Here is a 13,738-nt window from a genome sequence, read left to right on the forward strand (position 1 = left end):
CTTCCGCCGCCGTTGACAGCCGGTCCCGCTCCCTCCCTTAGGCGCGCTTGAGATTGCGACTGATTATCAATTTCCAAGGGGAATGCAACGTGACCGACAAATATCCGACCGATCGCCAATCCAAGGAAGCGACCGCCTCGGCCTCGCCGAGCGCCTTGCTTGCGCTGGCTGGCATCGGCCTGATGGCCGGTACGACCCCGGCGATGGCCCAGGAAGAACCGCGCCTCGGCGGAGTTACCGTTACCGATACGGCGATCGACGAGAGCTACAGCCGGACCGAGAGCAGATCGGACAAGGCGACCGCGCCTTTGCTGGATACGCCGCAGACGATCAGCGTCATCCCGCAAGAGGTCATTCGGGACCGTGGCGCCCGCACGCTTGCGGACGTCTTGCGCAACACGCCGGGTATCAGCTTCGATGCCGGTGAGAATGGCTTCGGGACCTCGAGCAACAATTTCACAATGCGCGGCTTCGACAGCAGCGGCAGCGTCTTCATCGACAATGCGCGCGATTCGGGGAGCTATGCCCGGGACGTCTTCAACGTCGAGTCGGTCGAGGTGGTGAAGGGCGCCGCCGCCGATAACGGCCGGGGCAGCGCCGGTGGCTACGTCAACATCAACACCAAACGTCCGACGCTCGACGGGTTCATTGCAGGCGATGTCAGCGTCGGCTTCGACCAATATGGCGGCCGCGAGCGCAAACGCGGCACGATCGATATCAACCAGCCGTTCGGCGACACCATCGCTGTTCGCCTCAACGCCGTCGCAGAGGACAGCGGCGTTCCCGGCCGCGATCTGGCGCGCAACAAATTCTGGGGCGTTGCGCCGTCGATAGCTGCCGGCCTGGGCACGAACCTCCGCGTTTCGCTCGCATGGGAGCATCTGGAACGTAGGGACACGCCCGACTGGGGCGTTCCCGGCGCGACGATCGAAGGGACATTCCGCTATAACGCCGCGACCGCAGGCGCTCCGCGCGATGCCTACTATGGCCTTGCGAGCGACTTCGACGATGCCACCGCGGACGCCGTGATTGGTCGCATCGAATATGAGCCCTTCAGCGGCTTCGTCCTGTCGAACCAGACCCGCTGGTCGCGCGTCGACCGGCGTTCGCGCATGACGGCGCCGACCGGCTTCACCGCCCCGGCGACGGTCACGACCCAGACCTGGCTCTATGATCGCCGGAACACCAGCCTCAGCAACCTGTTCGCGCTCAATGCCGCCTTCAACACCGGCGGCATCGGCCATTCGGTCGCGGCCGGCGTCGAGCTGAGCTGGGAAAAATCCGACGCCCTGCGTTTCGCAACCGCGAACGGCGGCAATGCCGACCTGTTCGACCCCAATCCGGCGCGCACTGCCGCGGTCGCCTTCGTCCCGACCGAGCGCGCCGTCGCCGACATCGAAACTTTCGCGGTCTTTCTCTACGACACGATCTCGCTCGGTGAGCAGTTCGAGATTAGTGGCGGCATTCGTGGTGAGGGCTACCGCGTCGATATCGACAGCAGCACCGTGGCGGGCGCGCCGACCGGGGCCTTCGATAGCTTCCGACGTTCGCCCTTCACCTGGGGCGGCAAGGTCGGTCTGACCTGGAAGCCGGCCGACAACGCCAGCCTCTACGCCTCGTTCGGCAGCTCGGCGCTGCCTCCGGGTTCATATCTTTCGAACCCCGACATCTCGCGGACCGGCGATAACGCCTTCCCGGGCCTTATCGCGGGCACGAAGACCGTGCGTTCGATCAATTATGAGATCGGGGGCAAGCTCGACCTGTTCGATGGCGGCCTTTCGCTGACCCTCGCGGGCTTCCGCGGCGAAAAGCGCAACGTGCCCGTCGTGGGTCGTCCGGCAGCGGCCGGCACGAACAGCTTGCAAGGTTATCAGAAGCTCATCGTCGAAGGTGGCGAGTTCGGTGTCAGCGGCCAGATCACACCCGACTGGAATATCTATGGTGGTGTGCTCGTGATGGACAGCAAGCGCCAGCTCAGCGACGCGATGGAGACCGCGCTCGGTTTCGGCAACCCCGGCGATTACAGCGCTGCCTTTCCGGCATCGGGTCTGAGCGGCGATCGCCTTGCGTTCACGCCGAACTTCTCGGCGACGCTCTGGACCAGCTATCGTCTGCCCTTCGGCCTGACCGTGGCCGGCGGCGTCCAGCATCAAGGTTCGTCATTCCTCGGCCGTCCCGACGATGCGCTGCGGGTGATCCCCAACGGTATCTTCGGGAAACTGCCCTCCTACACACTGGTCAACGCGATGCTGTCCTATGACCTGACGGACAACATCGATATTCGGCTCAACATCGACAATATCGCTAATGAGAAGTATGCGCTTACCACCAACTGGAATGGCACGCGCGCCAGTCTGGGGGCGCCGCGCAGCTATCTCGTCAGCGCCGGCTTCCGATTCTGATGGACGGATGGCGCCTTCGCGCCGCCCGGCGAAAGCAGGCGGCGCGGGGGCGGAGACAAGATATGCTGATCGAGATTCCGGCCGTATTCTCTTCCGAGGAGGCGGCCGGACTCCGTTCGCGGCTCGAAGAGGCGAATTGGCGCGATGGCGCCGGAACGGCGGGGCATGTCGCCGCGCGCGCCAAGACCAATCTCCAGCTGGCCGATGCGGATCCGCTTGGTCTCGAAATCGGCGCGGCGATCGTCGAGCGGCTTGCGGCGACCCCGCGCTTCGTCGCGGCGTCGCTTCCGGTCCGCATCCTGCCTCCGCGCTTCAACCTCTACGCGGGCGGGGGTGCCTATGGGCGCCATATCGATAGCGCCGTGTTCAGCGCGCCCGGAACGCGCGAGCGGGTGCGGAGCGATCTCTCGGCGACCCTCTTCCTCAGCGAGCCCGAAACCTATGACGGCGGTGAGTTGGTCGCAGAGTTCGGCATGACCCGCGAACAGGTGAAATTGCCTGCCGGACACCTGCTCCTCTATCCTGCCAACTCCCTGCATCAGGTGATGCCGGTCACGCGCGGGACGCGGATCGCGGCCTTCTTCTGGATACAGAGCCTTGTGCGCGAACAGGTCCGCCGCACGATGATGCTCGAGCTCGACGATAGCATCCAGGCGCTGGCCGCGCGTGACTCCAACGATCCCGAAGTGGTGCGGCTCACGGGCCTCTATCACAATCTCCTGCGCGAATGGGCCGCGACATGACATTGCCGCCGCTCGGCGCGATCCCGCAGGATATCGCTGCCGTCAGGGATTATGAACCGCTCGCGCGTGAGAGGATGGGCGAGGCGGCCTGGTCCTATTTCGCGGGCGGGGCCGGCGACGAATGGACGCTGCGCGAAAATGTCGCCGCCTTCGATCGTCTCGCGCTCAATCCCCGCGTGCTGCGGGATCTTGGGACGGCGACCACGCGCACGACCCTCTTCGGGTGCGAGCTGGCGGCACCGATTTTGCTCGCGCCTGTGGCCTTCCAGCGCATGGCGCATCCCGATGGCGAACTGGCAACCATGCTCGCGGCGAGCGCGCTCGAAAGCGCAATGGTCGTCAGCACGCAGGCCAGTGTCGACCTCGAAACCCTCGCCGCCGAGGCGAGCGCGCCTCTCTGGTTCCAGCTCTACATTCAGCCCGATCGCGATTTTACCGCGGCGCTGGTCGCACGCGCCGAGCGCGCTGGCTATCATGCTCTGGTTGTCACGGTGGATGCGCCCGCGACCGGAATGCGATGGCGCGAACAGCGCGCGGGCTTTGCTTTGCCTGCGGGCATCGAGGCGGTAAATCTGCGCGGCATGAAGGGGCTGCCGCCCGCTGCCCCTGATGCGCTGCTGTTCGGAACGCCTCTCGCCGCCGCGGCGCCGACCTGGGAGGCGATCGGCTGGCTGCGCGAACGAACCTCGCTGCCGATCATCCTGAAGGGGGTCGCCACTCCCGAAGACGCCCGACGCGCAGTCGATCTGGGTGTCGATGGCCTGATCGTTTCGAACCATGGCGGACGAACGCTCGACGGCACGCCCGCAGCGATCGATCTGTTGCCCGCCGTGGTGCGTGAGGTCGGTGCAGACGTTCCCGTCCTGATGGATGGCGGGGTACGGCGCGGCACGGACATACTTCGTGCGCTGGCGCTCGGCGCGCGCGCCGTGCTGATCGGCCGGCCCTATATCTTCGCGCTCGCGGCTGCCGGCGCGGTCGGCGTAGCGCATGTCCTGCGCTTGCTGCGCGCCGAGCTCGAACTTGCGATGGCGTTGACCGGCTGCGCCGACGTGGCGGCCGTCGACGAGGCCGTGCTGGCGAACCGGCCATGATGCACCGCTCGATCGCTGCGCCTCCAAACTCTGTGGGCTCCCGCTACGGCGAGCGGAATCGGGTCGATCCCGTCGCCGCGACCCTCGTGCTGCTGATTACGGCAAGCCTGCTTGCGCCCCTGTTCCTTTATCGCGGCCTGCCCGAACTCGAGCGCCTGGCGCCGCGCATCGAGGTGGTGAACCTCGAGCAGCCTCCGCCACCAGCGCCACCGGCCACGCCGCCCCCGACCCCGGCGAAGCCCGTTCCCGCGCCGGCGATCTTCGCCCCGACGCCGCTCATTCCCATTCCGGCGCCTGCACCTGCACCGGTCGCCGCCCGGTCGGAGCCGGTCGTCGAGAAGCCTGCGCCTGCTGCGCCCGATCCTGGGCCGCAGCCGGCGCCCGCGCCGCCGCGCCCCGTCTCGGCCGGCGACCTCTCGGCCTCGATGATCCATGCGCCGCCGCCGCGCTACCCGCGCGAATCGCGGCGCGTCCGCGAGCAGGGCACGGTGCTGCTTGGGGTCCTGCTCGGCGCCGACGGAAACGTGGTCGACATCACGATTGCACGCAGCAGCGGGCATCGGCGTCTCGATGAAGCGGCGCTGTCGGCGGTGCGCAAATGGCGCTGGCGCCCGACCATCAGGCAGGGCGTAGCGGTTCAGGTGCGCGGTTCGGTCGAGATACCCTTCATGCTGCAGGGGTCGACGACCGAGTGACGCTGCCGCATCAGGCGCCGCTCAAGTCGATGCTTCATTGTCGGTGTCTGCGCTGCCTCGTTGCGTCCTCTCGCGCCGACGTCGCGCCCATATGTTGAGACCCTCGACCCCTGCCGAGAAGGCCATGGCCGTATAGATATAGCCCTTTGGCACCTTTGCTCCGAAGCCGTCGGCGATGAGAACGACGCCGATCATCAGCAGGAAGCCGAGCGCCAGCATCACGACGGTCGGATTGTCGCGGATGAAGTTTGCCAGCGGGTCGGCCGCGAGCAGCATGACGAGAACCGCCGAGACCACCGCGATCACCATGATCGGCAGATGTTCGGTCATGCCCACGGCAGTCAGGATGGAATCGACCGAGAAGACGAGATCGAGCAGCAGTATCTGGACGATGGCCGATCCGAAGGTCAGCGCCTTCTTGCCCGCATTGAAGACATCGTCGTTCGGATTGGGATCGACATTATGATGGATTTCCGAAGTCGCCTTCCAGATCAGGAAGAGGCCGCCCGCGATCAATATGATGTCGCGCCAGGAAAAGGCGGTCTCGAAGCTCGGCTTGCCATAGGCGTCCGGCATGCCCTGCAATCCGAAATCGACGACGATTGCCGTCAGCCCGACGAGCCAGGCAATCACCGAAAGCAGGGCAAGGCGCATGATCAGTGCGAGCGAGATGCCGATGCGCCTAGCTTTCTGGCGCTGGGCTTCGGGCAATTTGTTGGAGATAATCGAGATGAAGATGAGGTTGTCGATGCCGAGAACGATTTCCATCACCACGAGCGTCAGCAGTGCTGCCCAGACCGCGGGATCCTGAAACAGGGTGACCAAGCCTTCCATGTCGAACGCCCTTCCTCAGCGATGCTGCCACTAGACCGGTCGCGCGAAGGTGCAGATCGATGGGAACGCAGACAATTGCACCGAGCGTCGCTCGATGCGGTCCGACATCACGGCCGTCGCTGTACGACCGTCAGAGGGGCCCGGCCCGCGCTTCGCGATCTACGGCAAAACCGTCCTTCTCACAAGGGCTTCGCGGTGAATTGCCGGTCCTCGGCTCAATGGTGATAGAGCGGGAATTGCCGGGCCGTGACGGGGCATTCGCACGGGGCGAGCACCGAGATTGCTCTCGGCAGAACCCGGAAATGCGCCGGCGTTGCGGTGACGATCTCGCCATCGGTGTTGACCGGCATCGGTCGCCGCGTCTCGATGTCGAACTCGACACATCTGGCGGTGCGCACTTCCTTCCACGCGCCATGCGTGCCGGACCGGAAGGCGCGGAGCATGAGGGCGAGCTTCCAGAGGTTTTTGACCTCGAGACTGTAAAGATCGAGGGTTCCGTCATCGATCGCGGCATTCTCCTCGACGACATTGCCTCCGCCGTAGAGGCGTCCGTTGCCGATCGCGACCTGATAGGTGCTGACGGTCCTCGAATCGCCCTTCTCCCTGATCCTCGCGCGGAACCGCTGGGCAGCCAGGATGACCCGCAGCGCGGCGACGGCATAGCCGAGTCGCCCGAACCTTTTCTTGATCGCCGGGTCGAGCTTTTGTGCGAGTTCGCTGCTGATCCCGATGCTCGCGACATTGAAGAAGGCATGGCCATTGACCGTGCCGACATCGATCCGTCGGCTGTGACCCTCGACGATGACATCGGCCGCCGCCGCGAAATCGAGCGGGATCGACAGGGTGCGCGCCAGATCATTCGCCGTTCCGGCGGGGATGATGCCCAGCGGCAGGCCGCTCTCGATCACCGCGGGCGCGGCGGACGAAATCGAACCGTCGCCGCCGCACACGACAATGATATCGGCGGTTTGATGCAGCCGTGTCACGTCGCGCGCGATCTCGGGCAGGCTCTCGAACGGTTCGACCGTCACCAGAAGACCTCCGGCAGCGAGGCGTTCGCGAACGGGCGCAAGCGCCTGCTGGCCCTGGCGCGCCTTGGCATTGTGCAGCAACAGCGCGCGCGTACCTTTGGGCCACGTCATCGGGGCATTCCTGTCTGGGAGAAAGCTTCGGGCCATCGGCGCAGATCCTTGCGGAGGCCGCGGCGAGGGGATGCTTCATACGCCGCCACGTCGGCGCCGGGAAGAGGCTGCGGTGGAGCGGGACCGGTCTTCCGGCCCCGCCCTTCACCTTCAGTCGAACAATTCCTCGAGGAAAGATTTCCGGCGTTTCGGATAACCCTTGTGATGGCCTCCGTAGCGCGGGTCCCAGCCATGGGACGCGGCAGGATAGGGCTGCTGCGCCGGGGCCGGAGCCGCGGGCGCTGCAGGCGTGGCCGCACTGCTGCGCTCGATGATCTTGTCGAGCTCGCCGCGGTCGAGCCATACGCCGCGGCATTGCGGGCAATAGTCGATTTCGACGCCCTGTCGGTCGGACATCGCGAGCGGAGTTTTGCACGCCGGGCAAGGCATGCCGACTGCCGGGCCGGTCATCGCGCATTTCTCCCGCGCGACACGCGCAGCTCGGGTCGATTTGGCTCGGCGGCAAGACGGGGTGGTAATTGCTTCATCGCATGGTCTCCATTCATGATCGGACCGGGGATGCGATGCGCGTGCAGGGCGTGATGATCGAGCCGGCATCGGAAAATCCCCGATGCGGTCCGACATCGCGATCCATGGGATCGCCAGAGGGGCCCGGCCCGCGCATCAGACATAGGCAGTCGCCTTCCATTTGCAATGAGCTGCCCGGTCGGTTCCGCCCATTGCGTTTCATCCAGTTGAAACCCTGGGCGATCCGGTCTGGATCGCCCAGGAGGTTGCGGGTCAGGCAATGATGCGCTTCAGCTTTTCGAGCGCAACCTTGTCATTCTCGTGATAGTCGATCGTCGTCACGAACTTGCCGCGCCTGTCCATCAGGAAGATCGCGGCCGTATGGTCCATCGTGTAATCGCCGCCCTCGATCGGGACCTTCTTCACATAGACCCCATAGCCCTTCTGGATTTTCGCCAGCTGCTCCGCGGTGCCGGTCAGCCCATAGATCGGCGTCTTGAACAGCGAGATATAGCTGCCGATGTCGGCGGGCTTGTCATGCTCGGGATCGACCGAGACGAAGACGATATTGAACTTGTCGCCATCCGCGCCGAGCTGGGTGCGGAGGCTCGTCAGACGGGCGAGCGTCGTCGGGCAGACTTCGGGACATCTTGTGAAACCGAAGAAGAGCGCGAACGGCTTGCCCGCAAGCGTCTTCTCGGTCACCGGCTTGCCGTCGGTTCCCTGCAAGGTGAAGGGGCCTCCGAAACTGTCCTCATAGGCGGGCGCCGCCGAAGTCGACCGGTTCTTGGGGACGAAAGCCAGGGCGAGACCGACGATAGCCGCGAGGACGACAAGACCCCAAAGAACACGGCGGACGATGACCAGCGGCGGCGTTGCGCTCGGCTCAGTTACCATGACGCTTCTCCGACGGACCGGTGGCGCCGACCGCTTCGATCCTGAATTGCACGGTGACGGCACCCTGCCGCTGAAAGCGGAGCGTGACCGGCACCGTCGAGCCGAGGGCGAGCGGACGCTTGAGATCGATAAACATGAGATGCGCACCGCCCGGCTTGAAATCGACCCGCTTGCCGGCGGGAAGGGCGACGCCATCCTTGAGCGGGCGCATGCGCATCACGCTGCCGTCCATCGACATGGTGTGAACCTGCACCTCGCGCGCGGCGCTGCTGGTTGCGGAGACAAGGCGGTCGTCGACCTTTCCCTTGTTCGTGATGCTGAGATAGCCGCCGCCGACCTTCTGGGTCGGCAAGGTCTGGCGCGACCAGGGCGTGTCGATGACGAGCGCGCCGGCGGTGAGGCTGGCGGCGAGCAGCGGCGGCGCCGCGGCGGTGAGCAGCGCAAGCGCTGCCAGGCGAAATGAGATTTTCATCGGGATACTCCGAATGCAATGGGTTCGGGGCCGTGATGGCCATAGGCCCGGCCAGGCGAGCGCCTCTTTTCAGGGTCGACAAGGCCGGAAGACCGGTCGCACGGCAGCGCATTTCTGCAGCGTCTAAGGCTGGCGCCGCCGGCATCCGGTTGCCGGACACGGCAACGGCCGCTCCGGTCAGAGAGTCAGGCTGCTGCTGGCGGGCCGCGGAGCGGTGGGCGCAAGCGGGTAAGGCGCGCGGCAGGCGCCGAAGGCGGGGCGGCGGTGCCCAGGAGAAGAATGAAGAGGGGCGCGAGCACAAGCAGCGCAAGGTCGGCGACAGCAATCGAGCCATGGCCGAGCGCGGTGAAGGCGCATTCACCGCCGCCGACATGCTTGCCCGCCTGCTTCCCGTTGTCATCGAACTCGATCGCGATCTGGCGGGCGATGGGCGCGCCCATGCCATCCGCGCACACGATCACGTCGAACGTGCGCGTGTGGCTCTCGCCGATCATATAGCCTGCAGGGACGAGCGCCTTGATCAGCAGGGCGAGGCTCACCAGCCACAGGGCCAGCCCGCGATGGCGATCGATCATGGCTCGAACCCGGTGCATGCCGGGGCGCATAGGCGAATGCGCACGCTCTGTCATCAAGACACCCTGGGACAAGAAAGCCGCCGCGCTTCGGCCGAAGGCGGTTCGTGCTTGCTTGGCGGATCGCGGCGGCGCCGACACCTTACCCCCGATCCGACGGCGGTTCGAAGGCTTCCATGATCCCGCATTCGGCGACGCTGCCCTGCCGGCATTGCGCAATCATCTGCTCGAGTTCGCGCCGGAGCACGGCCAGGTCAGCGATCTTTCGCTCGACGTCCGCCAGATGATCGCGCGCGACGGCATCGACCGCGTCGCAGGCCATGTCCTTGTCGTCGGATAGCCCGAGCAGGTCGCGTATCTGCTCGATCGTGAACCCCAGCTCCCGCGCTCGGCGTATGAAGAACAGCCGCGCGAGATGCGATTGCTCATAGTCGCGGTAGTTCCCGCCCGTGCGCGCAGGCTCGGGGAGCATCCCGATCTTTTCGTAAAATCGGATCGTTTCGGCGCGCGTGGCGGTCGCCTTGGCAAGCTCACCGATTCTCATCGATCCTCCTTCGCACTCCGCAGCCTGCTTGGGCGAGGCCGGCGGCGTCCCGACGAGAGAGGCTTGGTCCCGCATCGCTCCGCCGGACGTTCGCTTTGCGACACGGCGATCATCCGCCTATATCAGCTTTTTGCGTCATCATTCGATCTATCGACTGCCTCATCCGGGCGCGCCGGCGCCATCGCATCGGGCTCGCGGCGATAGGCGACGTCGATGGACCGGATCGCGTCGATTTCGACGTCCGGGATCAAGACGCTGAAGCGTGCAGAGCGGCGAACAGGGGGCCGGTCCACCGCGTGTCCACGCTGACCGGCGTCGCGGCCCCGATGACGTCGGCGGAGACATGCAGATGGCCCCGATGCACCGTCCGGCTCATATCGGCACGGCGGACATTGCCGGTCACGAGCACCCCGTTCGAACGCGGATGGACCCGGACCCAATAGATTTCGAGTTGCGGATCCTGGATGTTGTGGACCGCCGGATAGACCGACGGTCCGGACATGCAGCCGCCCAGCGTCAGCGCCGCGGCAGCGGCGAGCGCCAAGGACGCTCGCCGCCTGGAGAGCGGCGCGACCTTACGCGCCGCGCACCTGCCCTTTGCGCTCATGCCGGCGCGCTTGCCGGGACACTGTCGTCACCCGACCGATGATCGTCGCGCAGGTCCGCCTCCCGGCTGCCATAACGCGCGTAGAGCGTCGGGAGCACGAAGAGCGTGAGCAGCGTCGCCGAGATCAGCCCCCCGATCACGACCGTCGCGAGCGGTTTCTGGACCTCGGCGCCCGCACCCGTCGCGAGTGCCATCGGCACGAAGCCGAGGCTTGCGACGAGCGCCGTCATCACCACGGGGCGCAGACGCATCAGCGCGCCCTGCCGCGCAGCCTCGGCGCGAGCCATGCCGGTGCGGATGAGCTCCTGGATCGACGACACCATCACGAGCCCGTTGAGCACCGCGATGCCCGAGAGCGCGATGAACCCGACCGCAGCCGAGATGGAGAAGTCCATGCCGCGCAGGAACAGCGCAAGGACGCCGCCGATCAGCGCCAACGGCACCCCGGTGAACACGATCGCCGCGTCGCGCGGCGAGCGAAGCGCGCCATAGAGCAGCAGGAGGATCAGGACGAAGCAGGCCGGAACGACGAGCTGGAGCCGGTCGCGGGCCGAGGCCAGATTCTCGAACTGGCCGCCCCATTCGAGATAGCTGCCGGCGGGAAGCCGCACATCTTTCGCGATGCCGGCCTTTGCATCGGCCACCACGTCCGAGATCGCCCGGTCGCGGACATTGGCCTGGACCACGACGCGCCTTTTGCCATTCTCGCGGCTGATCTGGTTCGGCCCGTCGACGATGCGGATATCGGCGACACTCGCGAGCGGCACGAAGGCGCCGCCCGCGACCGGGACCTGCACCTGTTCGAGCACCGACAGGTCGGCGCGCTGCGCGTCGGACAGCCGGATGACGACCGGGAAGCGCCGGTCCCCCTCGAAGATCGTGCCCGCCTCGCGGCCGCCGATCGTCGCGGTGACGACATCCTGGACATCCTGTGCGGTCACGCCCAGCCGCGCCATCGCGTCGCGGTTGGCGCGAATGTCGAGCATCGAGAGACCTTCGGTCTCTTCGACGCGCACATCGCTCGCGCCTTCGGTCTTCCTCAGGATCGCCGCTATTTCCTGCGCCGTGGCGTTCATGGCGTCGAAGTCGTCGCCATAGACCTTGATCGCGATATCGCCGCGAACGCCCGCGATCAGCTCGTTGAAGCGCATCTGGATCGGCTGCGTGATTTCATAGGCGTTGCCCGGAAATTTGTTCAGCTCCTTCTCCAGCCTTTCGACCAGTTCGGCCTTGCTGAGGCTCGGATCGGGCCACTCCTTGCGCGGCTTGAGGATCACGAAATTGTCGGTCGCATTTGGCGGCATCGGATCGGACGCGAGGTCCGCCGTGCCCGTCTTGGAGAAGACGATCGCGATCTCGGGCTGCTTCGAGAGCATCTTCTCGATCGGTATCTGCATCGCCTGGCTCTGTTCGACCCACGTCGACGGCACGCGGAACGCCTGGATCAGGAGATCGCCTTCGTCGAGCTGCGGCAGGAACACCTGTCCGAGCGAGAAGAAAGCGAGGATCGCGACGACGAAGCCGCCGATCCCGGCGCCGAGCGTGATCTTGGGTTTGGCCATTGCCCGGTCGAGGCCGGGCTCATAGCGCTGCTTGAGCCAGGTCATGATGCGCCCTTCCTTCTCCTCGACCCGCTTCGACAGCCAGATGGCGATTGCGGCGGGCACGAAGGTCAGCGACAGCACGAATGCGAAGGCGAGAGCGATGATCACGGTCAGCGCCATCGGGATGAAGGTCTTGCCCTCGACCCCGCTCAAGGTGAGCAAGGGTACATAGACGAGGATGATGATCGCCTGTCCATAGACCGAGGGCCGGATCATCTCGCGCGCCGCCGCGGCAACGGCGGTCAGCCGCTCGCCGGTGGTCAGAATGCGCCCGTGGCGATGTTGCAGCTCGGCCATCCGTCGAAGCGCATTCTCGACGATGATGACCGCGCCGTCGACGATCAGGCCGAAGTCGAGCGCGCCGAGGCTCATCAGGTTCGCCGAGACGCCGACGCGCAGCATGCCGAAGCTGGTGAGGAGCATCGTGATCGGAATAACGAGCGCGGCAATCAGTGCCGCGCGGAAATTACCGAGCAACAGGAAGAGCACCACGATGACGAGGAGCGCGCCCTCGGTGAGGTTCTTGCCGACCGTCCAGATCGTCGAATTGACGAGCTTGGTGCGATCGAGAACCGGCTCGATGACGACATCGGGGGGAAGCGAGTCGTTGATGGTCTCGAGCCGATCGGCAACCGCGGTCGCGACGCTCCGGCTGTTTTGTCCGATCCGCATGATGGCGGTCCCGACGACCACTTCGGTGCCGGCCTCGGATGCCGAGCCCATCCGCACCGCCTGGCCTGTTCGCACGGTCGCGACCTGGTCGAGCGTGATCGGCACCCCCGACCGGGTGGCGACCACGACGCGCGATAGTTCCGCCGTATCCCGGATCAAGGCGTCGGAACGCACGGCGAGCCCTTCGCCATTGCGCTCGACGACCCCGCCGCCGACGGCGGTGTTATTGCGTTCGAGCGCTTCGGCGAGATCGGTCATGCTGAGCTCGAGCGCCGCGAGGCGCTGGACGTCGGGCACGACGAGATATTGCTTCGAATAGCCGCCGATCGCATCGATCCCCGCGACGCCGGGCACGGTCCGGAGTAACGGCGTGACGATCCAGTCCTGCGTGGTACGCAAATAGGTCGACTTGTCGGCCTCGGTGACGAGCCGCTCGCCTTCAGGGGTCACATAGCTGCCGTCCGGCTGGAGACCGGGTTCGCCAGGCTTGTGCGCGTCATCCTTGCGGTGCGCGATCCGCACCGTCCACATATAGACTTCGCCAAGGCCGGTCGCGATCGGCCCCATTTCGGGGCGAACGCCGGCCGGCATATTTTCGGAGGCTTCGGCCAGGCGCTCGCCGACCTGCTGCCGCGCGAAGTAGATGTCGGTCGAATCGTCGAATACCGCGGTAACCTGCCCGAAGCCGTTGCGGCTGAGCGAGCGCGTATATTCAAGACCGGGAATGCCCGCGAGAGCGGTCTCGATCGGGAAGGCGACCTGCTTTTCGACGAGTTCGGGCGAGAGCGCGGGCGCGCGGATGTTGATCTGTATCTGGTTGTTGGTGATGTCGGGAACCGCGTCGATCGGCAGGCGCGACAGTGCGGCGGCCCCGATGATGGCGGCGATGGCGGTGAGCAGGACGACAAGCCAGCGCTTGTCGACCGCCCAGGTGACGATACGGGCGATCATGG

At 65.7% G+C, this 13,738-nt stretch carries 14 protein-coding genes; 4 read left to right on the plus strand and 10 right to left on the minus strand.

The window, feature by feature from the left end:
• Nucleotides 1–89 precede the first annotated feature (89 nt).
• From GGR90_RS14915 to GGR90_RS19650, 4 genes are all read left to right on the plus strand, one after another.
• Nucleotides 90–2,402 carry a TonB-dependent receptor gene (locus GGR90_RS14915; RefSeq protein ID WP_342449949.1) on the plus strand — a complete coding sequence of 771 codons (2,313 nt, stop codon included), beginning with the start codon at nucleotides 90–92 and terminating at the stop codon, nucleotides 2,400–2,402.
• Between the two features lie 62 nt (nucleotides 2,403–2,464).
• Nucleotides 2,465–3,145: a Fe2+-dependent dioxygenase gene (locus tag GGR90_RS14920; protein ID WP_167922206.1), complete on the plus strand. Its 681-nt coding sequence runs from the start codon at nucleotides 2,465–2,467 to the stop codon at nucleotides 3,143–3,145.
• On the plus strand, nucleotides 3,142–4,239 hold the full coding sequence (locus GGR90_RS14925; protein WP_167922207.1) for an alpha-hydroxy acid oxidase: 1,098 nt from the start codon (nucleotides 3,142–3,144) through the stop codon (nucleotides 4,237–4,239). The genes GGR90_RS14920 and GGR90_RS14925 overlap by 4 nt, the downstream gene beginning before the upstream one ends.
• Nucleotides 4,236–4,934, plus strand: a complete 699-nt coding sequence (locus tag GGR90_RS19650; RefSeq protein WP_167922208.1) for an energy transducer TonB — start codon at nucleotides 4,236–4,238, stop codon at nucleotides 4,932–4,934. The genes GGR90_RS14925 and GGR90_RS19650 overlap by 4 nt, the downstream gene beginning before the upstream one ends.
• 21 nt (nucleotides 4,935–4,955) lie before the next feature.
• Here GGR90_RS19650 and GGR90_RS14935 read toward each other — a convergent pair whose 3' ends face one another.
• The 10 genes from GGR90_RS14935 to GGR90_RS14975 form a co-directional block, all read right to left on the minus strand.
• The gene (locus GGR90_RS14935; protein WP_167922209.1) at nucleotides 4,956–5,768 is read right to left on the minus strand and encodes a TerC family protein; all 813 of its coding nucleotides are present in this window, start codon (nucleotides 5,766–5,768) and stop codon (nucleotides 4,956–4,958) included.
• 215 nt (nucleotides 5,769–5,983) lie between these two features.
• Nucleotides 5,984–6,910 carry a lipid kinase gene (locus tag GGR90_RS14940; protein ID WP_167922210.1) on the minus strand — a complete coding sequence of 309 codons (927 nt, stop codon included), beginning with the start codon at nucleotides 6,908–6,910 and terminating at the stop codon, nucleotides 5,984–5,986.
• Between the two features lie 150 nt (nucleotides 6,911–7,060).
• Nucleotides 7,061–7,360: a TFIIB-type zinc ribbon-containing protein gene (locus GGR90_RS14945; protein WP_167922211.1), complete on the minus strand. Its 300-nt coding sequence runs from the start codon at nucleotides 7,358–7,360 to the stop codon at nucleotides 7,061–7,063.
• Between the two features lie 330 nt (nucleotides 7,361–7,690).
• Entirely contained in the window at nucleotides 7,691–8,314 is a 624-nt protein-coding gene (locus GGR90_RS14950; protein ID WP_167922212.1) for an SCO family protein, read from the minus strand.
• On the minus strand, nucleotides 8,304–8,786 hold the full coding sequence (locus GGR90_RS14955) for a copper chaperone PCu(A)C (protein ID WP_167922213.1): 483 nt from the start codon (nucleotides 8,784–8,786) through the stop codon (nucleotides 8,304–8,306). Before GGR90_RS14955 ends, GGR90_RS14950 begins: the two co-directional genes overlap by 11 nt.
• Nucleotides 8,787–8,971: 185 nt before the next feature.
• Nucleotides 8,972–9,361 (minus strand): DUF2946 family protein, encoded by a 390-nt coding sequence (locus GGR90_RS14960; RefSeq protein WP_167922214.1) that lies wholly within the window; start codon nucleotides 9,359–9,361, stop codon nucleotides 8,972–8,974.
• Between the two features lie 139 nt (nucleotides 9,362–9,500).
• Nucleotides 9,501–9,902, minus strand: a complete 402-nt coding sequence (locus tag GGR90_RS14965; RefSeq protein ID WP_167922215.1) for a MerR family transcriptional regulator — start codon at nucleotides 9,900–9,902, stop codon at nucleotides 9,501–9,503.
• Nucleotides 9,903–10,024: 122 nt separating this feature from the next.
• The gene (locus GGR90_RS19655) at nucleotides 10,025–10,153 is read right to left on the minus strand and encodes a hypothetical protein (RefSeq protein WP_280740883.1); all 129 of its coding nucleotides are present in this window, start codon (nucleotides 10,151–10,153) and stop codon (nucleotides 10,025–10,027) included.
• Nucleotides 10,150–10,509, minus strand: a complete 360-nt coding sequence (locus GGR90_RS14970; RefSeq protein WP_167922216.1) for a hypothetical protein — start codon at nucleotides 10,507–10,509, stop codon at nucleotides 10,150–10,152. The genes GGR90_RS19655 and GGR90_RS14970 overlap by 4 nt, the downstream gene beginning before the upstream one ends.
• The gene (locus GGR90_RS14975) at nucleotides 10,506–13,736 is read right to left on the minus strand and encodes an efflux RND transporter permease subunit (RefSeq protein ID WP_167922217.1); all 3,231 of its coding nucleotides are present in this window, start codon (nucleotides 13,734–13,736) and stop codon (nucleotides 10,506–10,508) included. The genes GGR90_RS14970 and GGR90_RS14975 overlap by 4 nt, the downstream gene beginning before the upstream one ends.
• Nucleotides 13,737–13,738 lie beyond the last annotated feature (2 nt).

This window comes from Sphingopyxis italica (genome assembly GCF_011926545.1).
Classification (GTDB): Bacteria; Pseudomonadota; Alphaproteobacteria; order Sphingomonadales; family Sphingomonadaceae; genus Sphingopyxis; species Sphingopyxis italica.